This window comes from Pseudoalteromonas sp. meg-B1 (assembly GCF_003173795.1).
Lineage (GTDB): Bacteria > Pseudomonadota > Gammaproteobacteria > Enterobacterales > Alteromonadaceae > Pseudoalteromonas > Pseudoalteromonas undina.
On record NZ_QGQU01000001.1, the window covers coordinates 1,646,721 to 1,673,560 of the forward strand.

Annotated in this window: 28 protein-coding genes; 5 read left to right on the forward strand and 23 right to left on the reverse strand. The window is 39.5% G+C overall.

The window, feature by feature from the left end; translation table 11 throughout:
• Window positions 1-17: 17 nt before the first annotated feature.
• From DK924_RS07835 to galU, 7 genes are read right to left on the reverse strand one after another with little or no spacing between them, the layout of a single operon-like run.
• The gene (locus DK924_RS07835; protein WP_109874805.1) at window positions 18-914 is read right to left on the reverse strand and encodes a glycosyltransferase family 2 protein; all 897 of its coding nucleotides are present in this window, start codon (window positions 912-914) and stop codon (window positions 18-20) included.
• Complete coding sequence (locus DK924_RS07840; protein WP_109874806.1) at window positions 914-1,897, reverse strand: glycosyltransferase family 2 protein; 984 nt, start codon at window positions 1,895-1,897, stop codon at window positions 914-916. The genes DK924_RS07835 and DK924_RS07840 overlap by 1 nt, the downstream gene beginning before the upstream one ends.
• Complete coding sequence (locus DK924_RS07845; RefSeq protein ID WP_109874807.1) at window positions 1,894-2,856, reverse strand: NAD(P)-dependent oxidoreductase; 963 nt, start codon at window positions 2,854-2,856, stop codon at window positions 1,894-1,896. The genes DK924_RS07840 and DK924_RS07845 overlap by 4 nt, the downstream gene beginning before the upstream one ends.
• Window positions 2,853-4,082, reverse strand: coding sequence for an O-antigen ligase (locus tag DK924_RS07850; protein WP_109874808.1), 1,230 nt, complete (start codon window positions 4,080-4,082; stop codon window positions 2,853-2,855). The genes DK924_RS07845 and DK924_RS07850 overlap by 4 nt, the downstream gene beginning before the upstream one ends.
• Before the next feature lie 20 nt (window positions 4,083-4,102).
• Complete coding sequence (locus DK924_RS07855; RefSeq protein ID WP_109874809.1) at window positions 4,103-5,020, reverse strand: glycosyltransferase family 2 protein; 918 nt, start codon at window positions 5,018-5,020, stop codon at window positions 4,103-4,105.
• Between the two features lies 1 nt (window position 5,021).
• A complete protein-coding gene (locus DK924_RS07860) occupies window positions 5,022-6,365 on the reverse strand; it encodes a UDP-glucose/GDP-mannose dehydrogenase family protein (protein ID WP_109874810.1) in 1,344 nt (447 codons plus the stop codon).
• Between the two features lie 9 nt (window positions 6,366-6,374).
• On the reverse strand, window positions 6,375-7,268 hold the full coding sequence (galU, locus tag DK924_RS07865) for a UTP--glucose-1-phosphate uridylyltransferase GalU (RefSeq protein WP_109874811.1): 894 nt from the start codon (window positions 7,266-7,268) through the stop codon (window positions 6,375-6,377).
• Window positions 7,269-7,527: 259 nt separating this feature from the next.
• On the opposite strand from galU, the gene DK924_RS07870 reads away from it, so the two are divergent.
• The 4 genes from DK924_RS07870 (at window position 7,528) to DK924_RS07885 (ending at window position 12,164) form a co-directional block, all read left to right on the forward strand.
• Window positions 7,528-8,226 carry a transglutaminase-like cysteine peptidase gene (locus tag DK924_RS07870; RefSeq protein ID WP_109874812.1) on the forward strand — a complete coding sequence of 233 codons (699 nt, stop codon included), beginning with the start codon at window positions 7,528-7,530 and terminating at the stop codon, window positions 8,224-8,226.
• Window positions 8,210-10,216, forward strand: coding sequence for an EAL domain-containing protein (locus DK924_RS07875; RefSeq protein ID WP_109874813.1), 2,007 nt, complete (start codon window positions 8,210-8,212; stop codon window positions 10,214-10,216). The genes DK924_RS07870 and DK924_RS07875 overlap by 17 nt, the downstream gene beginning before the upstream one ends.
• A 21-nt stretch (window positions 10,217-10,237) precedes the next feature.
• Window positions 10,238-10,783, forward strand: a complete 546-nt coding sequence (locus DK924_RS07880; protein WP_054200714.1) for a hypothetical protein — start codon at window positions 10,238-10,240, stop codon at window positions 10,781-10,783.
• Window positions 10,784-10,847: 64 nt separating this feature from the next.
• Window positions 10,848-12,164, forward strand: coding sequence for an O-antigen ligase (locus DK924_RS07885; RefSeq protein ID WP_181388755.1), 1,317 nt, complete (start codon window positions 10,848-10,850; stop codon window positions 12,162-12,164).
• A gap of 146 nt (window positions 12,165-12,310) precedes the next feature.
• On the opposite strand, the gene DK924_RS07890 is transcribed toward DK924_RS07885, so the two are convergent.
• The 14 genes from DK924_RS07890 to yceD form a co-directional block, all read right to left on the reverse strand.
• Window positions 12,311-14,170, reverse strand: coding sequence for an alkaline phosphatase D family protein (locus tag DK924_RS07890; RefSeq protein WP_109874815.1), 1,860 nt, complete (start codon window positions 14,168-14,170; stop codon window positions 12,311-12,313).
• 4 nt (window positions 14,171-14,174) lie between these two features.
• The gene (locus DK924_RS07895; protein WP_024601403.1) at window positions 14,175-14,954 is read right to left on the reverse strand and encodes a TatD family hydrolase; all 780 of its coding nucleotides are present in this window, start codon (window positions 14,952-14,954) and stop codon (window positions 14,175-14,177) included.
• A 17-nt stretch (window positions 14,955-14,971) separates the two neighbouring features.
• Complete coding sequence (locus tag DK924_RS07900; RefSeq protein WP_010389644.1) at window positions 14,972-15,298, reverse strand: PilZ domain-containing protein; 327 nt, start codon at window positions 15,296-15,298, stop codon at window positions 14,972-14,974.
• A gap of 12 nt (window positions 15,299-15,310) precedes the next feature.
• A complete protein-coding gene (locus DK924_RS07905) occupies window positions 15,311-16,225 on the reverse strand; it encodes a DNA polymerase III subunit (protein WP_109874816.1) in 915 nt (304 codons plus the stop codon).
• Between the two features lies 1 nt (window position 16,226).
• Complete coding sequence (gene tmk, locus DK924_RS07910) at window positions 16,227-16,853, reverse strand: dTMP kinase (protein ID WP_010389641.1); 627 nt, start codon at window positions 16,851-16,853, stop codon at window positions 16,227-16,229.
• A 5-nt stretch (window positions 16,854-16,858) separates the two neighbouring features.
• A complete protein-coding gene (gene mltG / locus DK924_RS07915) occupies window positions 16,859-17,845 on the reverse strand; it encodes an endolytic transglycosylase MltG (protein WP_109874817.1) in 987 nt (328 codons plus the stop codon).
• Window positions 17,845-18,642 carry an aminodeoxychorismate lyase gene (gene pabC / locus DK924_RS07920; RefSeq protein ID WP_109874818.1) on the reverse strand — a complete coding sequence of 266 codons (798 nt, stop codon included), beginning with the start codon at window positions 18,640-18,642 and terminating at the stop codon, window positions 17,845-17,847. The genes mltG and pabC overlap by 1 nt, the downstream gene beginning before the upstream one ends.
• A 68-nt stretch (window positions 18,643-18,710) precedes the next feature.
• Window positions 18,711-19,949, reverse strand: coding sequence for a beta-ketoacyl-ACP synthase II (gene fabF / locus DK924_RS07925; protein WP_109874819.1), 1,239 nt, complete (start codon window positions 19,947-19,949; stop codon window positions 18,711-18,713).
• Window positions 19,950-20,218: 269 nt separating this feature from the next.
• Window positions 20,219-20,455, reverse strand: coding sequence for an acyl carrier protein (gene acpP / locus DK924_RS07930; RefSeq protein WP_008109873.1), 237 nt, complete (start codon window positions 20,453-20,455; stop codon window positions 20,219-20,221).
• Window positions 20,456-20,705: 250 nt separating this feature from the next.
• Window positions 20,706-21,452, reverse strand: a complete 747-nt coding sequence (gene fabG, locus DK924_RS07935) for a 3-oxoacyl-ACP reductase FabG (protein ID WP_109874820.1) — start codon at window positions 21,450-21,452, stop codon at window positions 20,706-20,708.
• Between the two features lie 11 nt (window positions 21,453-21,463).
• Complete coding sequence (gene fabD / locus DK924_RS07940; protein WP_109874821.1) at window positions 21,464-22,390, reverse strand: ACP S-malonyltransferase; 927 nt, start codon at window positions 22,388-22,390, stop codon at window positions 21,464-21,466.
• A 55-nt stretch (window positions 22,391-22,445) separates the two neighbouring features.
• A complete protein-coding gene (gene plsX, locus DK924_RS07945; RefSeq protein WP_008467405.1) occupies window positions 22,446-23,483 on the reverse strand; it encodes a phosphate acyltransferase PlsX in 1,038 nt (345 codons plus the stop codon).
• A gap of 11 nt (window positions 23,484-23,494) precedes the next feature.
• Window positions 23,495-23,665 (reverse strand): 50S ribosomal protein L32, encoded by a 171-nt coding sequence (rpmF, locus tag DK924_RS07950; RefSeq protein ID WP_008109865.1) that lies wholly within the window; start codon window positions 23,663-23,665, stop codon window positions 23,495-23,497.
• 9 nt (window positions 23,666-23,674) lie between these two features.
• Complete coding sequence (gene yceD, locus DK924_RS07955; RefSeq protein ID WP_008109862.1) at window positions 23,675-24,199, reverse strand: 23S rRNA accumulation protein YceD; 525 nt, start codon at window positions 24,197-24,199, stop codon at window positions 23,675-23,677.
• A gap of 131 nt (window positions 24,200-24,330) precedes the next feature.
• Here yceD and DK924_RS07960 point away from each other — a divergent pair, with 131 nt between their 5' ends.
• Entirely contained in the window at window positions 24,331-24,927 is a 597-nt protein-coding gene (locus DK924_RS07960) for a nucleoside triphosphate pyrophosphatase (protein ID WP_109874822.1), read from the forward strand.
• Here the strand turns inward: DK924_RS07960 and DK924_RS07965 are convergent, their stop codons facing one another.
• Window positions 24,928-25,587 carry an HAD-IA family hydrolase gene (locus tag DK924_RS07965; protein ID WP_109874823.1) on the reverse strand — a complete coding sequence of 220 codons (660 nt, stop codon included), beginning with the start codon at window positions 25,585-25,587 and terminating at the stop codon, window positions 24,928-24,930.
• Complete coding sequence (gene rluC, locus DK924_RS07970) at window positions 25,584-26,543, reverse strand: 23S rRNA pseudouridine(955/2504/2580) synthase RluC (protein ID WP_010389627.1); 960 nt, start codon at window positions 26,541-26,543, stop codon at window positions 25,584-25,586. Before rluC ends, DK924_RS07965 begins: the two co-directional genes overlap by 4 nt.
• Window positions 26,544-26,840: the final 297 nt, after the last annotated feature.

A 26,840-nucleotide genomic window follows, 5' to 3' on the forward strand; every position in this document is an offset into this window, starting at 1 on the left:
TTTATAAACATAATAGATTAATACAACTCAATATTTTTCACACCAAACAGCTTAGTTACCACTCCAAAATGTAAACATCCTCTGAGCAACCAGTTGTATCGTTTAACAGGGTGTAAGCAAAATAACACCATCATAATTAAGCAAAATGTAAACTTTGAGGATGCTTTAAACATAAGTTGAGTAATAAAAAACTTACTACTAGTCGCGTTAAATAGAGTAAGTGCATAAGTTTGACCTACCCTAAACTTACGTTTTATCAACCAGTTCAAAGTTGCTCGCTCACTTGGAACAGGCTCATGAACTATGGCGTTCTCAGCAAAAGCTAATTTTGCCCCTTTTTTGAAAGCTCTTGATAGATAATCTGTATCTTCGCCACCACTTTTACCAAGCGACAAATTAAACATTTCGTTTTCAAAATATTGAGAGCTTAATTTCAACAAGGTGTTTCCTGTGTACCCTGTTTCAATTACGCCATTAACAAATACAGGTTTAGTTGAATGGAAATCACATTTAACTATCCAATTTGGTGCGTTGCTTGGGTAAACCGATATTACTGGGCCTAAAACAACATCGGCATTTTCATTTAATGCAGTTTTATATAATTCAGATAGCCACGTATTTGAGGCTGTTTCATCGTCATCAATAAAAACTAGCCACTGAGTTTCACAATTGATCAAACACGCATTTCTCGCAATGGATATATTTCGAGATGGTGCATGGATGTATGTAAGCGTAATACCTAAACTTTTAGCTGTTTCTTCGATGAGTTGACGCATAGTAGGCTCAACATCATTGTCAGCAACAACTACTCTTACTTGCATATCCTCAGGTAATATCTGTTCAGCTATTGAGGTTAACGTTTGCTGTATTTCAGCTCGCTTATATGTACATATAGCAATGGTAATTTCAGCCATTATGGTTTACCCGTAACGAAAGAAACTGAATTGGTAATCAACTTATTGCAAAAACCAATTGACCAACCAAAATGCATGGTAGCTGCAATAAATCCTGATAGAAGATTAGTTAATGAACGACTCCTCAAAGCGAGCAAAGCTCCATAACCTAAACACACGCTTAGCCAGCCAATAAAAGGAATAGTAAATATCCAGCTAATTGGCGCAAGTAAACAAATTAACAAGCATGGAAATACTGATAAGGGTATTAACTGTCGTATTTTAGGAATTTGTTTGTGCTTTAAAGCGTTACTCGCACGCCCTACACCATAACGATAATATTGAACAAATAGGCGATAAAAAGAATCGCGTGGGAAATATTTCATCTTTGTTTTCCCAGTTAACCAAATTCTATACCCTGCAGCAGTTAGCCTAAAATCAAGCTCTGCGTCTTCGTTTGCAATAAATGCCTCATCATAGCCACCGACTTTCTTAAATGCTTCAATGTTCATTAGCGCATGATGTCCGTGAATAACCCACTTACCCTCATTACTATCGTTACGATGAGCAGACCCGCCATTACCTAATTTAGAGTTTTGTGCGCAGGCAGCGGCCTTTTGAAAACTATTTATTCCGACTGTATCCATGCTTATCACGACAGAATCTGCCTTGACTGCTAACACTTCTTCATAAAGTGTTTTTAAAAAGTTTGACGGATATTCCCCATGTGCATCTACTCTTGCAAAATAAGTAAAATCGTTGCCAAATTTTTCTACAGCTAAATTAATTCCAGCACTTTGAATTTTTTTCGGGTTATTGATTAATTTTATATTTGGATAATTTTTACAATAACTATTAACAATAGCTAACGTGTTATCGCTGCTTCCACCATCAGCAACAACAATGAGTTTTGGTGATTCGTTAGTGAGTTGCTGTAACAATTTCGCTATGTGTGCTTCTTCGTTTAAGCAAGGTATTACTACTAATAAATTTAATTCACTCACTTAAAGCTCCCATCAGTTTCATACGCCCATTTCGCGAGTGCATTTTTAAGGCCATTATCAAATAACAAGCCTTCATCTTCGAGCCACTGGGGGTATACATCAGTCGAGTTTATTAGTTTTAAAATACGTTCAGGGTGAATACCGATATCTAGAAAATTCACTGCTTTTAATAATGAAGCACTTGCCAACATTACACCTTTCGGAAAGAGCATTGTTTTTACATTCGGAAAGTGCTGATCTTGAAAAGCATTTACAATGTTCTCTAATGTATAACGAGTGGTATACGCACCATTAAATAAAACAAAGTGAGTGTTTTTATTTCGGGCGTGCTCTATTGCATAAAGTAAATCATCAACATAAATACACGATTTGATAGTATCTTTTCTGCCAGGGTATATAAAAAAACCTTTATCTAACAAGCTAGCAAGGCGGGTAAAGTTCCCCCCCTCCCCCGGACCAAAAACAACTGCAGGCCTAACAATGATCAGTTTTGAGCTTTTATTACGCTCGTGCCATGCTTTGTGAATTTGCTCTGCCATCATTTTAGAATAACCATAAGACGAAACGGGTGTTGGTGTTGATGCCTCCGTTTTTCTGCTCTCGCTTGCTCCATACACTGATATAGAACTTGTGAAAATAATTTCACTTATGTCATTATTTTCAGCAAACTTAGTTACCTCATTCGCACCTAAAATGTTAGTTTCATAATATTCATGATGTTCATGGCCAGGGGTTGTATGTATAGCTGCAAAATTAAAAATAGTTCTGATACTTTTACCATTAAGTGAAAACGCACTTAAATCTCTCACATCTGCAGTTATATAAGTAACACCTTCAACATTTATTTTTGGTGGTTTTATATCGACTGAAATTATTGGCGATATATTACTCTGAACTAATTTATTAATAAGGTGTGAGCCAATAAAGCCAGAACCACCAAATACTATAACGCCACTCATACATTCCACCTTAATTTTATAGACTTTAATTCAGTTGTTTGTTTTAAATAAACCCATGCAGCACATATTAAAAAATGTGAAATTGTAAATTGTGAAAACCAACCAGCTTCCAAAAAGGTCTGCAAAAACATATATAAAAACACCATCAGTGCAAATCCTTCTTTACTACCAAATTCTAAATTTTTGTTGTTCGCTAATAACCGAATAAACTTACCAAGTAACAAAATAAAAATAAAACCACCAAGTAGCCCCATTTCTACCGTTATATCGATATACATGTTGTGGAAGTTGAACCCGGCGCCCGAAGGGACATGTGCAAACTCCCAAATCTCTTCTGCTAATGGATTGCCTACATAAAATGCACTTTGGAATCCTAATCCAAAAATTGGATTTTCAGTGATACTCTCTAACCCACGTGACCAAATAAATGTACGCCCTGTTAATGTTGGATCTTTACCCAAATCGTACATTACATTATCAAATGTGCTGGTATTCCCAATCAAAATTAAAGTTGCAACCAAAATTAAAAAACTTACAACTATAAGCCAGTTAAATTGACCTCTTACAAACAAAGACAATTTAATCCTCTGATAATAAATATATAAAAAAGCCAATAGCATCACTAAAATGGTTGTTACTATGGAACCTAAGCTATTAGCTTTGAGCAAAACTAAAAATGATAAAACGACTAGTACTGCCCCAAAGATATTAATCGTACGTTGAAAGCTTTTGCTTTTGTAAATAGCAAACCCAACTAAAACACTTAAAGCTGCATTCATTGATAAAAAGTTTTTACTATCAAATATACCGATTAAGCTACGCTCTCCTGTCATGCCATTTAAGGCATACCTGTCAGATACGAAGCATAAAAACATTGTGACAAAAAAACAGAACCCTGCAATTTTAATGAACGAATCAAAACGAACAACTGCAGCGATTATCATTGCAAACACAGTAGTAAGTAATAATTGAATACCACCTCGTAATGCTGTAAGTGGGATATCTGACCAAGCGCAAGACACGATAGCTAATAGTGGTATTGCTAAAAGTAGCTTGTTATTAATAAGCAGGTCTAATAATTTATTTTCGTAAAGTATACAAAACAGCACGCCACTGATTAAAAAACACAATGCCGCTATAGCGCCAAACAGCGTATTAAATAACATACCTGTAAAACACATAAATAGCAGAGCACTTTCCACAAATTGCTTATTAATTTTTAGCATTGTAAGCTGTCACTGTTTTTTCATGTGTATTTTTTAAGTTTGCCACCAGTAAAAACACTGGTAAAGAAAGCAACCCCATGGGCAATATCACAAGGGCCATCCAACCAACTTTTGTTTTTCTTGAGCGGCAAAAGTAAACACCCTAAAAAGCCTTTTAAAATATAAATAGCCCCTTTTAAGAAACAAAAAGCTAAAGCAAGCGATTTCCCTTTATTTGATTGCTCTATTCTGTAACCTGTACCACCAAACCTAAATGTTCTTTTTATAGCCCAAGAGAAGTTGATACGTTCATTTTCTACATATTCATTAACAATCGCATTTTTGACCCAACAGATCTTGGCCCCTGCTTTTGAGTAACGAGAAAAAAATTCTTTATCACTTCCACCGGTTTTCATATCTTCGCTGAACCAGATTCCATTTTCATTGGCAAACTTTACATCAAATAATACGTTGTTTGTTGCTGCCCATTTGCACAATTTACCGTCATCTAAATTGCGTTCTTTGTAAACAGTTGCATTTTTGAATACAGGTTTTGTATTTTTTGGAAATATAGGTTTTTGTGGCCCAGTAACAGCTTGAACATCGTCTTTCTTAAGTCTCGTTACTAACTCATAAAGCCACTCAATATCAATCTCAGCGTCGTCATCAACAAAAGCCAAGTGAGAATAGTTATTATCAATTGCAAATTTAAGCCCAGCATTTCTGCCATATGGAATGCCTTTTTTAGGCTCTAAAACATGTGTAAATTCAATATCTGATGTTTCAGATAAACTATTTATTAATGAAACAACGCCTTCATTAGGTAAAGCATTATTCTCTACAATTAATACACTAAACTTATCAACTACAGGTAATCTTAATTTAGTTATTGAATTCAAACAAAATGATAATGTTTCTGCTCTGGTTCCCGTTGTCAAAATAGATAAACATATTTTCATGTTATACACTGCACCTGCCAATTGAATAATAACGGAATGATTTTTTTGCTAACCTTTCAGGTTCAAATAAATTTCGACCATCAAAAATAACAGCTTCACTAAGCTGCTGCTTAATTAAAGAAAAATCAGGTGCTTTGAAGTTTTGCCATTCAGTACAAATAACGAGGGCATCAGCACCGTTTAGCGCAGATTCTTTAGTCCCCATTAAGCTTAAATCTGAACGCGTTCCATAGATACGCTGAGTTTCATTCATCGCTTCAGGATCGTATGCTTGTACTTTAGCACCCGCTTTCCACAGCTGTTCCATGAGGACACGACTTGGCGCGTCTCGCATATCATCCGTGTTAGGCTTAAAGCTTAAACCCCACAAAGCAAACGTTTTACCACTTAAATCAAGACTATCCTCTGTAGCACCATAATGTTTGCTTATATATTCAAACAACTTATTTTTTTGAGCATAGTTTACGGCTTCGACCGCTTTTAAAATTTTTGATTCGTAGCCAATATTATCGGCTGTTCGTACAAGTGCTTGTACATCTTTTGGGAAGCATGATCCACCGTATCCACAACCTGGGTAAATAAACTGGTAGCCAATACGCGGGTCTGAACCAATACCGTGGCGTACATGTTCAATGTTAGCACCCACGTGTTCAGCGATATTCGCCATTTCATTCATAAAGCTGATTTTAGTGGCAAGCATGCAGTTAGCAGCATATTTAGTAAGCTCGGCACTTTTAATATCCATTACAATAATTTTTTCATGATTTCGATTAAATGGCGCATATAGTTCGCGCATTTGCTCTTCTGCATCAGCTGAATCTGTACCAATAATTATACGATCAGGACGCTTACAATCATTAACTGCAGCCCCTTCTTTTAAAAACTCAGGATTTGATACCACTGAAAAGGTTAAATCACTTTTACTGCTATCAAGTACAGATTGTATTGTCGCTTTAACTTTATCTGCAGTGCCAACAGGTACTGTTGACTTGTCGATAATTAATTTTGGACTTTCCATATATGTAGCAATGGTTTCTGCTACTTTTAGTACGTATTTTAGATCTGCAGAGCCATCTTCGTCTGGCGGAGTACCTACTGCAATAAACTGCAGTTCACCAAATTCAACACCAAATTGAGCATCTGTTGTAAATGTTAAACGCCCTTCCGCGAAGTTTTTTTCAACTAACGGTGTTAAACCTGGCTCATAAATAGGAATTATGCCTTTTTTTAGATTTTCTATCCGTGTTTCATCGATATCAACACAGCATACGTCGTGTCCTGCATCTGCCAGCACAGCCGCTTGTACAAGGCCTACATAGCCAATTCCATAAAATGTAACTTTCATTTTAAACCTTTAAGACCCTAGTAGTGCTTTAGCACGTTTAGTAAACTCTTCACCCATTGTGGTTGACTGCATTGCATACTCTACGTTTGCGAGCATGTAACCTAGTTTTGAGCCACAATCGTGCGACTTACCTTTTAAATGATACGCTTCAATTGTTTCAAGATGACGTAACTGCAGTAATGCATCTGTTAATTGTATTTCGCCGCCAGCCCCCGGAGGCGTATATTCGAGCAAGTCCCAAATAGCAGGCGATACAACATAACGCCCTGTTATGGCTAAATTACTGGGCGCTTCATCATTATTTGGTTTTTCAACCATGTTAGTAATGGCTGCATTTTCACCAGGCTGGATTTTTTTACCTGCTAAATCAACCACACCATAGTTGTGCACTTCGTCCTGTGGGACAGGTTCAACCATAATTTGGTTATGTTGCGTGCGTTCAAATCGGTCGATCATTTGCGCTAGGTTATCAACCTTAAGGTTTGACTTATATTGATCGATAATTACGTCAGGCAATAAAATCGCAAAAGGGTTATTGCCGATGATTGGGCGAGTTTCAAGTATTGCGTGTCCTAAGCCTAACGGCGCCGATTGACGAACCGAAATAATACTTACATCTCGCGGGATTATTGAACGAACTTCCTCTAGCAAGCTGCGTTTTACGCGGGCCTCTAGAGTGGCCTCTAGTTCAAAGCTGGTATCAAAATGATTTTCTATTGCGTTTTTAGAAGCATGGGTAACCAATACAATTTCTTTAATACCAGCTTTTACTGCTTCGTTTACAACATATTGAATGAGAGGCTTATCGACTAACGGAAGCATTTCCTTTGGCGTTGCTTTTGTAGCTGGTAACATACGTGTACCCAAGCCTGCAACAGGCAAGACTGCTTTTAATACTTTCACTTCAATTCCTTTTATAGTTACTTTTGGTTATAACGTAGCTGTTTATAAATGTCGCTGCGAATAGCGAGTTTTAAGCACTACTAACCATATGGGCGGCTATTATACACAACACAAATAATCGCTCAATATAAAAAGCAGCCTTTTTGATTGTTTTAGGTTAACCTTTTGTTAATAGCTTATTTTTTGCTTTGTTTGTAATCTATCAATTTACTTTCAATGGGAATATAATAGTGTTGTTAACTTTTAAGGGATGGGATTTGTGCGCGTAGGAATTTGCATAATTATATTAGTGTCTTTTTTTGCTTGTGCACAAGACATGCTTTTACATTTGCGTAATAGCGATATAATTACCCGTGCCAAACAGTTTTACGGCGATGCAGGCCACCAACGAATAAAAACGTGGCTGAGTTTTATAGATGACTCTGCCGACAAAAGCGAATGGCAAAAAATTCATTTAGTTAATGACTTTTTTAATAAGCATATAAAGTACAAAACCGATGACGATCTTTGGCAAAAAAAAGACTACTGGGCCACCCCACTAGAAAGCTTAGGTGTAGGAATGGGTGACTGCGAAGATTATGTTATTGCTAAATACTTTACTTTAATCGCTTTGGGTATCCCAGAAGAAAAAATACGCTTTATGTATGTACGCCAACGTACCGTTAATCAACCGCACATGGTATTAATATACTTTGAACAACCTAACCAAATACCGTTGGTGCTCGACAACTTTAATACTAAACTAGTGCCTGCTAGTAATCGTGGCGATTTAAAGCCTATATATAGTTTTAACGGCCAAGGCCTGTGGTTAGCCAAATCGAAAGGGTTAGGTAATAAGGTTAAGAATAGCCGTGGGGTTTCTGCTTGGAACACTATGCTAGAACGAATTGAACAAGGTGAGCTTGCGCCCGCTAATGGTAACAACAAAGGAACTAGTAGTTATGTCTCGAATCTTTAAATATGGATTGAGTTTAAAGACCCAAGTTTATGGCTTGATCATTTTAATTTCGATTATTTCATTTTGTGTACGCGTTATTACCGACGTAGATACAACCCGTAATTACTTACAAACGCAAATGGCCAGTCATGCGCAAGACACTGCTACTAGTTTAGGGCTTTCTATATCTCCTTATTTAGAAGACGACAGCCTAATGATTGCCGAGACGATGGCAACCGCTATTTTTGACTCTGGTTACTACAGTGAAATTAAGTTTACTGATGTACAAAATAATACTGTATTTGAGTTACAAAACCCTAAACGCGTTGAATCAGTTCCTAGTTGGTTTATTAGTGCTGTTGAACTAAGTGCGCCAACTATGCATTCTGAAATAAATAATGGCTGGATGATGGCAGGTACACTCGATGTAACTAGCCATACTGGGCAATCGTATTTAACCTTGTGGCAACACACACTACGCAGTTTATATAGCTCGTTTTTACTATTGGCTGCATCACTCGCTATTGCGTTTTTAATTTTACGCGCCGTATTTAAGCCATTAAAAGCAGTAGAAGATCAAGCCACTTTAGTAACTCGCAAACGCTTTACCTTAAATAAAGAAATACCGGTTGCGCGGGAGCTTCGTACTGTTACACAAGCCATCAATAACATGGTTATAAACTTACAAAGTACGTTTGATTCATTAACCAAGCAAACTCAAGCACTGACTGAAGAAGTATATATAGATTCGTTAACGGGGTTAGGTAACCGTAGGTCGTTTGAAAACCACTTTAATTCTGTTGTAAATAACATTTCAGACGATGCGCCAATTACTGCGTTGATGCTTACCCTGCCCTCATTAAATAATATAAACCAAATAGTAAGTTACCAAGATGGTGACCAGCATGTATTAGATGCAGCTAAAATACTGAAATATGTCACAGAAGAATTACCAAATTCAACGGTATTTAGATTGAATGGCGGCACGTTTGTGTTACTTGCCCCTTATGACGTTTTATTTTTAAATAAAGCTCGTTTGGAGCTAAGTGATACATTAAGTAAAAAAGAAAACAGCCTACACATAAATGGCTATGCAAATTTAGCTATAGTTGCAGTTGAACAAGGTGTAAGTGTTGGTGAAGTACTGTCGTTGCTTGACACCGGTTGTACAATAGGCGAAGACACTGCAATTGATAATAACGATAAAGAGTCACTATTTAGCGTCAACCAATGGCGTAAGCTGATTAAGTCGATTATCAATGCCGGTGAAGTGAGCTTTTCGGTACAGCCCGTAAAACAAGCTAATAAAGTTAATTCTCAATGTTACTTTGAAGTGTTTGCACACTTTACCCATGATGGCGAAAAAGTAAATAACGGCCACTTATTTGCCATGGCCGAAAAGTTAAATTTAACCGAAGAACTCGATAAAAAAATTATACGCAATTTTGTTGATATTAAAGAGCAATACCCAAATGAAGTGTTTGCACTAAATCTTAGTAAGGCATCTTTATATTCAACTGACTTTATAGAATGGCTTACTCTTTATTCGCATACTAAGCCGGTTATAAAAACTAACTTACTCTTTGAACTGCATGAAATAAGCTTATTGTATAATGTGCATGTTGCATCGTTACATATAGATGCAATTAAAGAGTTGGGTATTAATGTATGTATTGAGCACTTTGGTACCAGCTTAACATCGTTTAGATATTTACAAGGTCTTGATATTGAATATGTAAAAATTGATGGTAGCTACATTCAAGACTTAGTAACTAATCCGCAAAGCCAATTTTATATTCAAACAGTTAACAATATTTGTCATGGTTTTGGGATTAAAGTTTTAGCCTGTTTAATTGAAAAAAACGAGACTTTAGAAATACTTGAAGACCTAGGATGTGATGGTGTACAAGGTAATTTAATACTGCCACCATCAAAAATTATCAAATCTAATGAAAATGGCGTAAATAAAGAGTTTACTTTTTGCACCGATGCGCTAAAATTTTGCAATTAGTACTCAACCAAGGGACGAGAAATGAAAAAATTACTTTTAGCTGGCTTAGTCGCTAGCGCAACAGCACTTACTGCTCTTCCAACCTATGCACAAACGGATAATGCTGCAGTGGTTCAAGAAGTGGGCATAAATAGCATAATTGATATTCTTAATAATGTAACAGCAGATACTTCACCTGAACAATTACGCGAAGATTTAGTAGAAGCTATTAAACGCATTTGTAAAAACAAAGAAGAAGTTAAGTTAGACGAAAAGCTGCTTAATGGCGCATGTGGCGCTGCAGATATTGATGCAATGGTTGCCGCTGTTGTTGCTAACTTTGGTGCAGATAACCCTTTAATTTCTGACTTTTTAGCTGCACTTACAGCTGCAGGCTTAGACTCTGATGCAATTACACTGGCAGCAATTACTGCGGGTGTTGATGCTACGACCGCTTCTGAAGCAACTGCTGCAGGTCCGGGTACTGGTCAGCCAGCTCCACCAGTAGTAAGCTTACCAACATTACCTACACCTCCAGGTTCTGGTGGTACAGGCGGTGATAACGGTATATCTGAAGTCGGTAACTAGTTTTTACTTTTAGTATATTTAAACGCAGCCTATTGGCTGCGTTTTTACTTTGTTTGAGTTTATTTTGAATCGTTTTATATTCTTTCTTATTTGTTTGACCCTATTTTTACTCCCTCTTCCTTTAGGTAGTTACCGACCTTGGGCAATTTTAGCTATTGGCATTTTAACTAGCTTTACCTTTATTACTCACCTTACCCACAGTGTGTTAAATAACAACCAAGCGCTATTTCCGCCCCGCTATTCTTGGCCACTATTTTTTACTCTAAGTGCAGTTGTTTTAGTTTGTGGTATACAACTATTTAGCGTAAGCGTTGATGCATTTCAAACCAAACAAATGTTATTAAAAACCAGCTTTTTACTCATGTTGAGCTGGCTCGTATTTAACTACTGCAATAGTGCCGAGCGAATTAAAAAATTAATTTATGCTGTAATTTGCGCCGGTGTTTTTCAGGCCTTGTATGCTAGTTATTTAAACTTATCGCCCGATATAGTAAGTCCTTTATTTGGTTACAAACATACAGATCGTGCAATTGGTACTTTTACCTATTCTAACTTTTTAGCTAATTACTTAGCTTTATGTTTATGTTTAGGCATTGGTGTTTTAATCAGTGAACTAAAACGCTCTAACAGCGGTTATCAGCCCACTGTAAAACAAACACTACGCGCTTGGGCCGAAATATTATTGAGTTCTAAAATAATTTTACGAATTTCGTTAATTATTATTATTGTGGCGCTTATTTTAACTCGCAGCCGTATGGGTAACTCGGCGTTTTTTATTGCTTTAATAATAGTAAGCTTACTAGCGCTGTTTGTTTATAAGCAAAAGCCTAAAGCATTTAAATTGCTGATTGTGAGCTTTTTCATTATCGATTTAATCATCATTGGTGCCATTTTCGATGTAGAAAAAGTAAAACAACGTATTAGCGAAACCAGCTTGCAGTCGGAAACACGTGATGAAGTTGTACGTGACTCAATTCCGCTGATTTTAGATAACCCGCTATTAGGCTCTGGTGGCGGTACTTTTTATACTGCGTTTCCTGCGTATCAGTCTGAACCCTACTCTGGCTACTACGACAATGCGCATAACGATTATGTACAATTTGCAGTTGAGCTAGGCATTCCTGCCACAGCGTTATTAGGACTGCTGGTGCTTTATTGTTTGTGGTTGTGTATTAATACTATGCGAACGCGTAAAACAGCGCTTTATCAGGGAGTGGCGTTTGGTTGCGCTACAGCTATTGTAGCAATGATGCTACATTCGTCAGTTGATTACTCTTTACAAGCCGGCGCTAATTCTATGTTGTTTATAGTGGTGTTATGTTTGGCTATATTAACCAATAAGTTACCGGCACCAAAACGGATTAAAAAACGACGAAGTTAACGGGCTGCGCAGGTCGGGTTACGGGCCTAATCTCGAAACCCGAAGCTCGTTGCCCGTCGCTAACGACATTAAAAAATGACGCGACATGAAGTCGCTGCTACGAGTCGACAATAATTTCAACCTAACACCTAATTCCTGTATTTAAATTACTGTTCTTCTAAATCAAACTCGGTGGTGTGGCCGTCGCCGTGGATTAACTGGTACCTTGCTAAATTACCCGCTTCAAGCGTGACTAAACTAATAGCTGAATCGCTTACTAAGTATTTTTGCCCTTTGCCTTTGGTCTGGTGTTTGTCTACTTCCATATGCCAGCGTTTGGTAAAAAAGTTAAGTGGGCTTTTGGGGCCGTATAAAATAGAGTCGAGCTTATCAAGCACATTTATTAGCTTGCGCGGAAACTCATTTTTAATGCCACTGGCAGTCAGTTGCCAAATTCTGTTGGGGTGATCGCCAAAACGCTTTTGCACTGAAAAACAAAACGAATAGTGTACATCGCCGGATAAAATCAGTGTTTCGTTTGGGGTGTCGGTGCGCCTAAAGGTGTTAAGTAACTTTTTAGCTGAGCCTTCGTGGGCCATCCAGTTTTCTACATCAACCATAAGTGGTTGCCCACACATGTTAAACACCGCTTGAATTGCCTCAATCGATTTAACTCCAAACACGGGAGCGGGCGATACAATAATGACTTGGTCATGGCTTAATAGGCTTTCCTCAAGCTCTGTGAGGCGTTCCCAATCAAGTAAACCTGAAGGTTCGTTAAAATTTTGCTCGTTACGCCAACGGTGCGTACGGGTATCGAGCACCACCACTTTAGGAATGGTCATTAACTCATAATGCCAATGGCTAAAGTCGTTCAGGTGCTTATCAAAGCTTTTAAATTGCCACTGCTTATCACCTGCTAAACCGTCGTTAAAAGGGCCAAGTAACGATCCGGTTTTTTGCAGTGCGTCGTTACCCATTCCTTGAAACAGCCAATAGCTTGCTAAGCCATTATTTACAATGCGCTTGCTACTGGGGTTTTGATTAATGGCTTGCTCCCACCCTGCGGTGAGATTCCAATCATCGGTTACATCATGGTCATCAAACATCATTAAGGTAGATACATTGGCAAACAATCGCTCTACCCCTGCTAAACCTTGTGCATAGTCAATTAATGCGGTTTTTTCTGCATTAAATAGCGTTTGATTTTTTTCGTTACCACCTGAGTAACTTAAATTATTTAAGTCAATGTATTGCCATGCTTGGCTACTAAAATTAAGCAAATATAGCGCTACAAACTCTTCAAAATGAATTAGGTGGTTATACGCTTTAACACTAGAAAAATGCGGTTCGTCTTTTTTTAACCAATAGCCAATACCTAGTTTTGAGCGGTTTTTCCATGAAGTAGTTGGTAACAAGTAATGGCGACCATATAGTTGCTCTGCAATGTCAGCGGGTAAATCTAAATCAAGTGGCTGCTCTTTATAAATACCTAAGTGCTTAATTAGCTGATGTATCGCTAATAGCATGGGGCCAGCTACATCGTCGGCATAAATTTGATCGCCCGAAAGCAATAATAACTGTGCCCCCTGCTGTTCATTACTTCGCTGAACGGCTTGCCAATGGCTTGAACTTACTAGGCTGTCTTTTGCAGGATGATGCGCATTGCGGCACGAACCATGTAATATTTGTGTCAGTTTTTTGGGGATCGCAAATTCAGGTAATGGCTTATTGTTAAAGCTAAACGCAGATAAATCAACAGGGCTGTCATCAAAAAATAGTTGGTATGATAATAAGGTATCGCGCGGGAATTGGCTGTTTATAGGTTTAATTACCACAAACTGTAAGAATAAATGCTCCCCTAGCCTTATGGTGTCTTGTTCGCTATAGCACTCGTAGTCAATTAACTCTATACGGCAATTTACTGGCTTTGAAGTAGCAAACTGAATACATACTGCGGTTTTTTCTGCTCGGCGCACCATGGGCCCCATAAGTAACAGTGGGTGTTGCACCGAGAGAGTCGTCATGAGGTTAGCCTTTAGCTGCTAATTTAAATAAAGAGTAAAAGTTATCAGTGGTGGCTTTTGCCAACTCGTTAAAGCTAATGCCTTTGAGCTCACTAATGTAATAAGCAACGTCTTCAACATACGCTGGCTGATTAGTTTTACCACGATATGGTACTGGCGCTAAGTAAGGCGAGTCGGTTTCAATAAGCAGTCGGTCGAGTGGAATTTGTTTTACTACTTCTTTTAGCTCTACCGCATTTTTAAAAGTCACAATGCCTGAAATAGAAATATAAAAACCCATATCAATGGCTTTTTTGGCCATATCCCAATCTTCAGTGAAACAGTGCAATACTCCACCGCAATTTTCTGCTTTGTGCTCACGCATTAGATTAATGGTATCGGCACGGGCATCACGGGTATGAATAATAAGTGGCTTTTGTAATTCATTAGCTACCTCAATATGGCCAACAAAACTCGCTTGTTGCACTGCATGGGTGTCTTTTGCGTAATAATAATCGAGCCCAGTTTCGCCAATCGCCACTACTTTGTCGTGTGAGGCTAAATCAATTAATTGCTGTTTATTAAGCGCGTCTTTTTGATCGAGCGGGTGCACACCACATGACGCAGACACGTCGTTGTAATGTTTTATTTGCTCTAGCATATTGGGGAACTGATCAAGTGTGACGCTTACACATAAAAAATGTTCTACTTTTTTAGCGCGAGCGTTATCAAGTACTTGGTCTAGGTTTAAATCGAGTTTATCAAAATCAAGACGGTCTAAATGGCAATGAGAATCTACAATCAAAATAAGGCCTGTTTTTACTACATGGTATAAGTTGGATTGCCGGAGTTTAACATAGTCCCCAGCAGTTTTTCGATCTTCGCGTTTAGATTGGTTTTGTCATCTAAAAAGCTAATGCCGATCCCCGGTGGATTTGAGCTCTGAGCGCCTTGTGGAGTGACCCACGTAACCTTTCCGGTAACCACGTCATCTTCTAGCGCATCTGGCAAGGTAACGCGTAAGGCAAGTGAATATCCTGGTTCATAACGCATATTAGTGCGTACAAATAAGCCACCTTTTTTTAAAAAAGGCATGTAACAGCGATATAGTTCGTCAAGGTCGTCTATATCTACTAATAGCTCTTGCATATCTAGTCCTTTTTATTGGTTACGTAATATGTACGCTAGTCGTGATACCGCAAGCGGTAAATTTAGCCCAAGTATTTGTATATTATTCTGTAAAAAATCATTCAGCGCTTGCTGAGCTACTTGGTAAGAGTCAAAACTCATACCATTTAAAAGCTGTTGTTTGAGCTGCTCACTTAAAAATAAAGTAAAAATACGAACAAGCTCAGGCTGTTTATTTATTATATCGACTAACGCATTGAAATTATGGCTTTGTTTAAACTCAGTTGCAAATTTATAAAGCGTATCAATATTTTCTAGCTGATTTTGCTGTTGCCACTGCTTTACTTGTAGTGGTTGGCTATAAAATAACGACAACCACGGATAATTAGGCACATCTAGAGAGCTAAGCCATTGTTGAGCTAATTGATTATTAGTTACTTTAACTTCGGTTTTAGCACAACGGCTTAAAATAGTCGCTGGTAACTGCGCCACTTGGCTGGTAGTCAAAATTAAAAACCGGCTATTACTTGGCTCTTCAAGGGTTTTTAATAACGCATTAGCCGCTGCGGTGGTCATTTTTTCGCAGTTTTGAATAATCGCTACTTTATTGCCATTTTGAGCTGCGGACTGGTGCATAAAATCGCTTATGCCGCGAATATCATCAACACCTATGCTTTGCCCTTCTACTTGGGTAATGCGCTTGTCTGGGTGTGTACCCGCTAAGTTTAATGAACAACTTTTACAGTGCCCACAAGGGCTTAGTACGCTAGTGGGGCTACTTAACTGTGCTTGCGTATTTTGGCATAACAAACTGTTTGCGAGCTGCTCACTTAGTTCAAACTTGCCAACGCCAATGGGCCCACACAACAGCTGCGCATGGTGAAAACGCTTCGCTTTATAGCTTTGAGTTAAGCGTTGCTCTACCTCATTAAGCCACGGCAATGCCATATTATTTTAACCCTGAAAAAAATGTGCGTAGTACATTGGTAATATCACGATGTACTTTATCGATGCTTTGGTTGGCATCAACTGTTTTTATGCTGTCATCATCATTTGCAAGCTCAATGTAACGCATACGGGTGCGCTGGAAAAACTCAATGGCTTCTTGCTCAATTCTATCTAGCTCACCCCGGCCTTTTGCACGTTCAAGGCCAATAACAGGGTCTATATCTAAGTAAATAGTTAAATCGGGTTTTAAACCTTTTAACACCATAGACGATAATGACGCTAATGTGTTTGCACTAATACCTCGCCCACCGCCTTGATACGCCTGTGACGATAAATCGTGACGATCAGCCAATACCCACTGGCCTTGTTCAAGCGCTGGGTTGATCACATTATGCATTAGTTGTGAACGCGCGGCATACATAATTAGCAGCTCAGTTTCAAAAGCTATTTCTTCTTGGTGTTCTGCTTTTACTAAAGTACGTAACGATTCAGCCAGTGGTGTTCCACCGGGTTCGCGCACATTGATAAAATCAACATGGTGATGATTTAAAAAGTCTTGGCACAGGGCAATGGCGGTAGATTTACCCGCGCCCTCTAGGCCTTCTATAACTATAAATTTTGGTTTCATAAACACTAATTCTTTTTATTTAAAATATACTGGTTAACCGCCGCATTATGTTGTTTTAATGTGGTTGAAAACTGATGACTTCCATCACCTTTGGCTACAAAGTAAACATACTCGCTTTTGGGCGGGTTTACCGCCGCTAAAATGGCTTCTTTGGAGGGCATCGCAATCGGTGTGGGCGGTAATCCGTTAATACGATAGGTATTATACGGCGTGTAATTTCTTAGGTCTTTACGTTTGATATCGCCATCAAAGCTTTCGCCTAGCCCATATATTACAGTAGGGTCGGTTTGTAAGCGCATATTGGTATTTAAGCGATTTATAAACGCTGAAGCAATTAACGGGCGCTCACTAGCAAGCGCGGTTTCTTTTTCGATAATAGAAGCCATGATCAGGGCTTCATAGGCGGTATCGTAAGGTAAATCACTTGCCCGTTGCTGCCATGCATCTGCCAATGTTTGCTGCATTTTTTGCCCAGCGCGTTTTAATAAACTACTCGCATTGTCGTTACTATGATAATGATAAGTATCGGGAAATAGCCACCCTTCAAGGTGAATTTGTTTGCCGATTATTTGCTCGCCAAGCTGCTCGAGTTTTAAATCGTTTTGTAAATGTGGAGCAATTTTTATCGTATTTAATACATCTCTAAGTGCTTGACCTTCAATAATGGTAAAACTAAAACTAATTTGCTCACCCTGGTTTATTTTTTTTATGTTGTTTATTACGCTATCTGCGCTTAACTCGTACAAACCTGCTTTTAGGTCAGTCAAGGTTGGGTCGAGTTTAGCTAATATTTGAAACCGCCAGCAATCTTCAAGCCACTGCTGCTGTTGCCATTGGCGACATAACTTATTAAAACCGGTGCCTTTTTCAACTTTGAATTGGGTATTAGTGGCTACCTTTAATGGCGTTTGAATGGTTGCTTGTAATTGCTGGTAGCCAATCACAGAGCTAAAAAAAGCCAGTAGTAATACTGATAATATAACTTTTAACACTAAGCCTCCTTGGCTAGTAACTCGTTTAGTAATGATTGACTATGCGCAATATCAAAATAGTGCTCGCCTATGCTTTTTACCGGCACAATTTTCATTAAGCTGTTACATAAAAATACGGCGTCTGCTTGGGTAAGGTCATCAACGCTGACAGTTTTAAACTCAACGGCTAATTTATCACATAAAGATTGTAGAAAAACACCTTTAATACCGCATTCATCGAGCCTTGGGCTAAATACTTTATTATTTTTTATTGCAAAAATATTAGCCGCTGAGGTTTCAATTACATTGTTGTTGTAATCAAGGACTAACGCATCATCGGTATGCTGAGCTTGCAGGGCATTTTTGATCAATACTTGTTCGAGCCTATTTAAAGTTTTAAGCCCAGCTAAATGAGGTTGAACGGCCAGCTTAATCGGGCTAATAGCTAAACTAATGCCCGTATCTGTTAAGCTGTTGTAATGTTTTGGATAAGGTAAAACACTCACAATAATATTTAAATTACATTCGCTTGGTGGCGCATAGCCTCGCCCGCCCTCGCCGCGTGTTACCACAATTTTAACAACCGCTTGCGCCTGTGATGCTACTTGCTGAGTAATGTGCGACTCAAGAGCTGTAAACTCAAGCGCCGGAAACCCTAAACGCTGCGCGCATTCAATCAAGCGTGCTTTGTGATAAGCCCAATGCTCAACCTGTCCATCAGTAATAATTGCGGTGGTAAAAAAGCCATCGCCATAGTTTAAGGCCCTATCACGGGTGCTTATGCTACTGGTTTCGTTTGCTGCTATTATTGTTTGCATATTTTTTTACACATAAAAAAACCCAGTTAAACAACTGGGTTCTTATTGTCGTTCGTTGTTAAAAAAGATTATACCTTTTTAAACAGTAACGAGCCATTAGTACCACCAAACCCAAATGAGTTACACAAAGCGTAATCAAGCTTAGCATCACGTGCAGTGTGCGGCACGTAATCTAAATCACAGTCTTCGTCTGGGTTATCTAAGTTAATTGTTGGCGTCACTTTTTGCTCGGTCAACGATAAAATAGACACTATCGACTCAACAGAACCTGCAGCTCCAAGTAAGTGACCCATCATAGATTTTGATGAACTTACCATTACATCTTTAGCTGAATCACCAAAAATGGTTTTAACTGCTGACGTTTCTGCTTTGTCACCCGCATGAGTAGACGTACCGTGTGCGTTAATGTAGCCAACTTGCTCAGCATTTACTTGCGCATCGTTTAATGCGTTTTCCATTGCCAGGGCTGCACCTGCGCCATCTTCTGGTGGTGAGGTCATGTGGTAGGCATCACCACTCATGCCAAAACCAACAAGTTCTGCATAAATTTTAGCGCCACGGGCTTTAGCGTGTTCGTATTCTTCAACAACCACCACACCGGCACCATCAGAAAGTACGAAACCATCACGGTCTTTATCCCACGGGCGAGACGCTGCTTGTGGATCGTCATTACGCGTTGAAAGCGCACGTGCGGCGTTAAAGCCACCCATTCCAATTGGCGTACACGCTTTTTCTGCACCACCGGCAACCATTGCATCGGCATCGCCGTAGGCAATCATACGTGCGGCATGACCAATGTTGTGCAGGCCTGTAGTACATGCCGTTACAATTGAAATATTAGGACCACGCAGGCCGTGCATTATCGATAAATGACCCGAGATCATATTAATAATGGTAGACGGTACATAAAACGGCGATAACTTACGTGGGCCGCTGTTTAATAATTTTACGTGGTTTTCTTCAATAAGGGTTAAGCCACCAATGCCTGAACCCACCGCTACACCAATGCGTGATGCGTTTTGTTCAGTAACTTCGAGGCCAGAATCTTGAAAAGCTTGAACACCCGCTGCAATGCCATACTGGATAAATAAATCCATTTTTTTAGCATCTTTTGGTGACATGTAAGCCGATGCATCAAAATCATTGATTAAACCAGCGAAGTGAGTACCAAATTTTGATGTATCAAAGTGGGTAATATTTTGAATACCACTTTTAGCATCTAATAAGCCTTGCCAGGTTGATTGAACATCATTGCCTAGCGGCGTCAACATTCCTAAGCCAGTTACGACGACACGACGTTTAGCCACGGTTTGCCTCCAATAAGGAATTATTATTATACCAATTAACTTAGCTCAGTTTATTTCAGCGCTAACGCTGTTGCTAGTTATGTTATTAGTATTGGGGATGATCATACCCAAGCTACCTCAAAGTGCGAGTCTCAAACCAATAACCAACGCTGAGCAATAACAATTTAATTGCTGATGATGAGTGAGGGTCTGGAATTGAATCATGGACTTTGAGGTGGTTTGGATATAAAGATTAAAGGCAGCGAATGCTGCCCTTAATTTGCGATTAATTACTCAGCGTGAGCTGTAACGTAATCGATTGCAGATTGTACTGTAGTGATCTTTTCAGCTTCTTCATCTGGGATCTCAGTATCGAACTCTTCTTCAAGAGCCATTACTAATTCAACAGTATCAAGAGAGTCTGCACCTAGGTCATCAACGAATGAAGCTTCGTTTTTAACTTCTTCTTCTTTAACACCTAGCTGTTCGATGATAATTTTCTTTACGCGTTCTTGGATATCGCTCATTCTTCTTTCCTTTATTAAAAACGCCAATGCGTTATTTTCAGATTGCGGCGTAGTTTACGTCCGATAATTCTCTGATTCAATCTTTTGACCATAAATAATTTGCTGGTCAAACCTCTTGAGTGTTTATTTTATCTTTTATCGCTTATTTTCACAGCGATTTCAAGTATGTTTAAAGCAAGTTTGCGAAAAATTCAATATTTTTTAGCAAACCCGCATGCAATTTATAGTTTATTTAATTCGCATTGCGAACTTAAACCATGTACATCGCACCATTTACATGCAAAGTTTCACCTGATACATACGCAGCGGCGTCAGATGCTAAATAACATACTGCAGCTGCAATCTCATCTGGCTGACCTAAACGACCCGCAGGTACGTTTGCAAGCGTTGCTGCTTTTTGCTCATCTGTCAAATCATCGGTCATGTCTGTTTGAATAAAACCAGGTGCTACCACGTTTACAGTAATACCACGAGAAGCTACTTCACGCGCTAGTGACTTAGAAAAACCGATAACACCCGCTTTAGCTGCTGCATAGTTGGCTTGACCCGCATTACCCATAGTACCCACTACAGAGCCGATATTGATGATACGGCCGTTCTTTTTCTTCATCATTGGGCGAAGTACGGCCTTAGATAAACGGAAGATAGAACTTAAGTTGGTATCGATAATATCGTCCCACTCATTTTCTTTCATGCGCATCAATAAATTATCGCGCGTAATACCGGCATTATTTACTAATACATCAATATCACCTAAATCGGCTTTAATTGCCGCTAATGTCGCCTCAATCGATGCAGGATCAGTTACGTTTAACGCATAGCCCTTACCGTTATCACCTAAGTAGTTACTAATTTTAGCCGCACCCGACTCGCTTGTTGCTGTGCCCGCTACTTTTGCACCTTGTGCTACTAATGTGTTTGCAATGGCCTTACCAATACCACGGCTAGCGCCAGTGATCAGGACAACTTTGCCCTCTAAAGAAAATAAATTACTCATTTTATATACTCTTATTTAGCTGAATCGATTGATGCAAGGTCGTTAACTGAACCACACACCATCGCTTTATCAATACGTTTTGCAAGCCCGGTTAATACTTTACCAGGACCAAATTCATAACTTTGCGTTACACCTTGTGCAACTAGTGCTTGAACCGTTTCGGTCCAGCGTACTGGGCTATATAGCTGGCGCACTAATGCCTCTTTAATTGCATCTGCTGAACCCTCAGCTTTTACATCAACATTATTAATTACATCACACTTAGGTGTATTAAATGTTAAAGCAGCTAAATCGGTGGCTAATTTCTCAGCAGCTGGTTTCATTAGTTCACAATGTGACGGTACGCTTACCGATAATGGCAGTGCACGTTTTGCTCCGGCTTCTTTACAAGCAACAGAGGCTCTATCAACTGCATCTTTATGACCGGCAATAACCACTTGCCCTGGCGAGTTATAGTTTACTGGAGAAACCACTTCACCTTGTGCCGCTGCTGCACAAGCGGCTTTAATTTCATTGTCGCCTAAACCAATGATTGCGGCCATAGAACCTACACCAGCAGGTACGGCTTCTTGCATGTATAAACCGCGATTTTCAACCAGTTTTACGGCTTCGCTTAAACTGATCACATCGCTACATACTAAAGCTGAATACTCACCCAAGCTGTGACCTGCCATAACTACGTCTGCATCTGGGTTTGCAGCTAACCAATGACGATAAATAGCCACGCTTGCGGTTAATAGTGCAGGCTGAGTACGGTGTGTTTGATTTAGTTTTTCTTCTGGACCGTTAAGTACAAGGTCTGCTAGGTCGTAACCAAGTGCGGTTGAAGCTTCTGCAAATGTAGCTTTTACTATGTCAGAACTCGCTAGTAGCTCTTGTAACATACCCACAGTTTGCGAGCCTTGACCTGGAAAAAGAAGTGCAATTTTTTGTGCCATAATTTGCTCTTTTAATTAAACAAAATAAATAATTTATAACACGGCACGTTAACTGTTATTCAACCGCCGTGTCTTTAGAATGTGTTTTTTCGAAAATAGCAGCTATTTTATCTGGAAGTTGACGTTCTACTTCTTTCACTGCTTCGTCGATTGCGGCATGAAATGCTTTAGCTGAGGCATTTCCATGGCTTTTAACAACAATACCGCGCAATCCTACCAGAGAAGCGCCGTTATACTGGTCGGGGTTCACTCTTTTATAGAGTTTTTTTATGATTGGCGCCAACATAAACGCCATACACTTGTAAACGACGTGCTTTTCGAGGGCACGGGTAAACTTTTTCATGATAAGTTTAGCAATGCCTTCACAGGTTTTAAGTGCAACATTGCCAACAAAACCTTCACAGACAATAACATCGGCCTTGCCAGAAAAAATATCGCTGCCTTCACTGTAACCAATATAATTAATCAGCTCGCTTTGTTGCATTAATTGTGCGGCTTGCTTAATTTCTTCGTGGCCTTTTATATCTTCAGCACCAATATTCAATAAACTCACTTTAGGGTTATCGCAGCCAAGTGCTTGACCTGCAACCACAGAGCCCATAATGCCAAACTGATACAACATTTGTGCATCACAATGCACGTTAGCGCCTAAATCGAGTAAGTAAACGGGGTTTTTACGTTCAGTAGGTACAGCAGAGATAAGTGCGGGACGTTTCACCCCTGGAAGCATTTTTAATACGTAATGCGCCATAAAAAATAGCGCCCCTGTATTGCCAGAGCTAACACAGGCTTGCGCTTCACCCGATTTAACTAAATCAAGGGCAACTCGCATGGAGGAATCTTTTTTTGAGCGTACAGCAACAGCGGGTTCGCAGGCATTGGTAACAACGTCGTTACAATGGCGAATAATTAATCTAGGATGAGAAAGTGAATCGAGTGATTCTAATTGTTTAGCTATTACTTGCTCGTTGCCACATAAAATGAGTTTTAAGTTGGCATTAGCATTTACCGCACGAACGGCTGCGGGGATAGATGAACGGGGGCCATAATCGCCCCCCATCATATCTAACGCTATGGTTAGATTAGTCAGCATATAGCAATCTCTTAGTTAGAAATTACTTGAACGCCTTTGTAGTAACCATCTGCAGTCACATGGTGACGACGATGAGTCTCACCAGATGTTTGGTCTACAGTTAAAGTTGGACCACTGATCGCATCGTGTGAACGGCGCATGCCGCGTCTTGCACGAGACTTTTTGCTTTTTTGTACAGCCATAGTCTTCTCCTAAGAATCTTTCTTAAGTTGTTTCAAAATATCAAATGGATTTGGTTTATCATCTTCCGCCTTTAAAACACCAAAGCTGGCAGGCTCTGCTGTATAACTGCATGAAGCTTCGTTGTGGGTAGGCACTAATGGCACTGCTAAAATAAGTTCGTCTTCGATTAACTCAAACACGTCTATTTCACCATTTTCATCAAGTGCTACTTCGTCGTAGCTTTCTGGAAGATCATCTGACTCTGCATCCAAACCGACTGGCGAATACACAAAGTCTTGATCCAAATCCAACCCTAAATCACCATTACAACGTTGACAAGTGACAGTTACGTGTGTGGACAGATTGCCACTAATCACAACTAAACCTTGCTCATCGTTTTTGCAATGAATTTTTACCGCTATTTCACCTACTTCTTCCTGGATAACCCCTCGTAAACGAGGAAGTTTCTCAAGCGGTACAACGCCGTCATACTTTAAACGATGCTGAGCTGCTTTGCCCGGATGAAGGGTGATGGGAATTTTCACCTTTTGCATAGGGGCTGCATCATATAGATAGTTAGTAAGTTAGTCAAAGTAAAAAACCAATTTTACGTTGTTTTTCACGTGTTTTACTCACGGATCTGATTTATCCTAACTCAATCTGATTTACGCTAGGAAAACATGCCATGAAGCACTCCCTTATATTAGCCTCAAGCTCGCCATTTAGGCAGTCTTTATTACAAAAATTTAATCTGCCGTTTGAAACTTTTTCGCCGGATGTTGACGAAACGCCGCATAAAAACGAAACACCAAGCAACCTTGTTAAGCGCCTCAGTGAATTAAAAGCGGCTGCAGCCGTCGATCATTTTGACCAAGGTCTCGCGATTGGCTCAGATCAAGTTGCTGTATTTAATCAGCAAATACTAGGTAAGCCGCACAATAAAGAAAACGCAATAAAGCAATTGAGCTTATTTAGCGGGCAAACGGTCACTTTTTTAACTAGCTTGTGTCTGTACGATGTACATACTAAACAAAGCAAAACGATTGTTGAGCCCTTTAATGTAACCTTTAAAACGTTAACAACGGCGCAAATAAGTGCTTATTGCGATGCAGAGCAACCTTATAACTGTGCAGGTAGTTTTAAAAGTGAAGGCTTGGGTATTTGTTTATTTGAAAAGCTCAGTGGTGATGATCCAAATAGTTTAATTGGTTTACCACTCATTAAACTCAGCCAATTACTGGCTGAGTTTGGTGTTGATGTATTAGCAGCGCAAACTAACTGATTAGCCGAGTAATATATTTTGCAACTGCTGATAGTTGTTAGCGGTTGCAATCGGGGTTAATTCATTGAGTTGCGCAGCGTTGTGCACACCCATGGTTACCCCTATTCTATCCATGCCAGCGGCTTTTGCCATTGCCATATCTATTTGCGTGTCGCCTATCATTAGCGCTTCATCAACACTTACCCCTAGCTCTTCAAGCAATTGATAAAGCATATCGGGAGCAGGCTTTGATTTAGCGTCGTCACTGGTTCGCGTAGCACTAAAAAAGTGACGCAACTGGCTTTCATCCAATAAACGTTCCAGCCCTATTCGGCTTTTACCTGTGGCAACCGCCAATATTACGCCTTGATTTTTTAACGCAGTGAGTACCTGTGCAACGTGAGCAAACACCGGTGTTGGGGTGGTATCAAGTGCATATTGCTGTTTATAACCTGCAATAAGCGCTTCGTGATGTTCACTGCGTTCAGGAAACAAGGTTGCGATTGCGTTTTCAAGCGATAAACCAATAATATTTTTACTGGCGGTATCGCTTGGCGGCTCAATATTAAGCGATTGGGCACTTTTGCGAATGCAATTAACTATTTTGCTAATTGAATCCATAATGGTGCCGTCCCAATCAAAAATTACTAGCTTATATTTTTTAATCGGCGTTAAATTCACGCTTTTGCTGCTCTAAGTTTAACCAAACAGCTTGATAGTGCTTTATCCAGCGGTGCTTCTACTCGCATGGTGGTTTCGTTTTTAGGATGGTAAAAGCTTAAATCATGCGCGTGTAAAAATAAGCGATTTAAACCGCGTTTACGCATTGATTCGTCAAACCCTTGGTCGCCGTACTTGTCATCACAGGCAATAGCATGACCTTGGCACTGAGTGTGCACGCGAATTTGGTGAGTACGACCGGTTACAGGGGATGCCTGTACTAATGAACAATCGTTAAAACGCTCAAGCACTTTAAAACGGGTATGCGACGGTTTACCTTCCGTGTTATCAACACGTACTACGCGCTCACCCGATTTAAGGGTATTTTTACGCAAGCCTTCAGTTACATTTTTTGTTTTAGAGTCCCATTGGCCTTCTACCAATGCCCAGTAATTTTTTTCCATGGTTTTTTCGCGTAATTGCTCATGCAAAGCGGTCAGCACTGAGCGACGCTTAGCAATAAGTAAACAACCTGAAGTATCGCGGTCTAACCGATGCACAAGCTCTAGGCTGCGCTCTTCTGGGCGTAAAACACGTAATGCTTCAATAAGCCCGTAGCTTAAGCCACTACCGCCATGCACAGCCATGCCTGAGGGCTTATTAATAACAATTAGGTATTTATCTTCAAATAATATATCGTCTTCGAGGCGCGTTACTTTATCGAGTTTTGACGGTACAAACTCTTCACGCTCTGACACTCTAATTGGCGGTATACGAATAACGTCGTCTAGCTGCAATTTATAAACAGGCTTAATACGTTTTTTATTTACACGCACCTCACCCTTACGAAGAATTTTGTAAACTGCGCTTTTAGGCACCCCTTTTAAATGGGTAATAAGAAAGTTATCAATACGCTGACCTAGGTGGTCTTCGTTGATAGTGACAAAAGTTACTTGTAAGCCGGTTTTTTCTGACATTGCCTAATCACTGATTTAAGTAAAATAATTTAGTTGCTAACACGGTTATAATAGTGGGATAATCAGCAGCGCAAATATTTATTATTTGCAAATAACAACGGTGCTTTTTAACACAACAAAACATTCGTGATGCACATTCTGGGTAACCGATCATACAGATCCGAGTTAAGTTTTCCAAAGCTTTTATACATACCCAGTTAACACGTGCGCACAACTAACGGCAATGCGCGTAATATATTGCTGGTTAAGTTTGAACATGAATTGATTTTTAATGTGATAGTAAAAGCAATGAACAGA

What these genes read in the sequence shown, in the direction of transcription:
- DK924_RS07835 (WP_109874805.1), bottom strand. Translation starts at nt 914, where the DNA reads ATGGCTGAAATTACCATTGCTATATGTACATATAAGCGAGCTGAAATA.
- DK924_RS07845 (WP_109874807.1), bottom strand. Translation starts at nt 2,856, where the DNA reads ATGAGTGGCGTTATAGTATTTGGTGGTTCTGGCTTTATTGGCTCACAC.
- DK924_RS07850 (WP_109874808.1), bottom strand. Translation starts at nt 4,082, where the DNA reads ATGCTAAAAATTAATAAGCAATTTGTGGAAAGTGCTCTGCTATTTATG.
- DK924_RS07855 (WP_109874809.1), bottom strand. Translation starts at nt 5,020, where the DNA reads ATGAAAATATGTTTATCTATTTTGACAACGGGAACCAGAGCAGAAACA.
- DK924_RS07860 (WP_109874810.1), bottom strand. Translation starts at nt 6,365, where the DNA reads ATGAAAGTTACATTTTATGGAATTGGCTATGTAGGCCTTGTACAAGCG.
- DK924_RS07875 (WP_109874813.1), top strand. Translation starts at nt 8,210, where the DNA reads ATGTCTCGAATCTTTAAATATGGATTGAGTTTAAAGACCCAAGTTTAT.
- DK924_RS07880 (WP_054200714.1), top strand. Translation starts at nt 10,238, where the DNA reads ATGAAAAAATTACTTTTAGCTGGCTTAGTCGCTAGCGCAACAGCACTT.
- DK924_RS07890 (WP_109874815.1), bottom strand. Translation starts at nt 14,170, where the DNA reads ATGACGACTCTCTCGGTGCAACACCCACTGTTACTTATGGGGCCCATG.
- DK924_RS07900 (WP_010389644.1), bottom strand. Translation starts at nt 15,298, where the DNA reads ATGCAAGAGCTATTAGTAGATATAGACGACCTTGACGAACTATATCGC.
- DK924_RS07905 (WP_109874816.1), bottom strand. Translation starts at nt 16,225, where the DNA reads ATGGCATTGCCGTGGCTTAATGAGGTAGAGCAACGCTTAACTCAAAGC.
- tmk (WP_010389641.1), bottom strand. Translation starts at nt 16,853, where the DNA reads ATGAAACCAAAATTTATAGTTATAGAAGGCCTAGAGGGCGCGGGTAAA.
- pabC (WP_109874818.1), bottom strand. Translation starts at nt 18,642, where the DNA reads ATGCAAACAATAATAGCAGCAAACGAAACCAGTAGCATAAGCACCCGT.
- acpP (WP_008109873.1), bottom strand. Translation starts at nt 20,455, where the DNA reads ATGAGCGATATCCAAGAACGCGTAAAGAAAATTATCATCGAACAGCTA.
- fabG (WP_109874820.1), bottom strand. Translation starts at nt 21,452, where the DNA reads ATGAGTAATTTATTTTCTTTAGAGGGCAAAGTTGTCCTGATCACTGGC.
- fabD (WP_109874821.1), bottom strand. Translation starts at nt 22,390, where the DNA reads ATGGCACAAAAAATTGCACTTCTTTTTCCAGGTCAAGGCTCGCAAACT.
- plsX (WP_008467405.1), bottom strand. Translation starts at nt 23,483, where the DNA reads ATGCTGACTAATCTAACCATAGCGTTAGATATGATGGGGGGCGATTAT.
- rpmF (WP_008109865.1), bottom strand. Translation starts at nt 23,665, where the DNA reads ATGGCTGTACAAAAAAGCAAAAAGTCTCGTGCAAGACGCGGCATGCGC.
- yceD (WP_008109862.1), bottom strand. Translation starts at nt 24,199, where the DNA reads ATGCAAAAGGTGAAAATTCCCATCACCCTTCATCCGGGCAAAGCAGCT.
- DK924_RS07960 (WP_109874822.1), top strand. Translation starts at nt 24,331, where the DNA reads ATGAAGCACTCCCTTATATTAGCCTCAAGCTCGCCATTTAGGCAGTCT.
- rluC (WP_010389627.1), bottom strand. Translation starts at nt 26,543, where the DNA reads ATGTCAGAAAAAACCGGCTTACAAGTAACTTTTGTCACTATCAACGAA.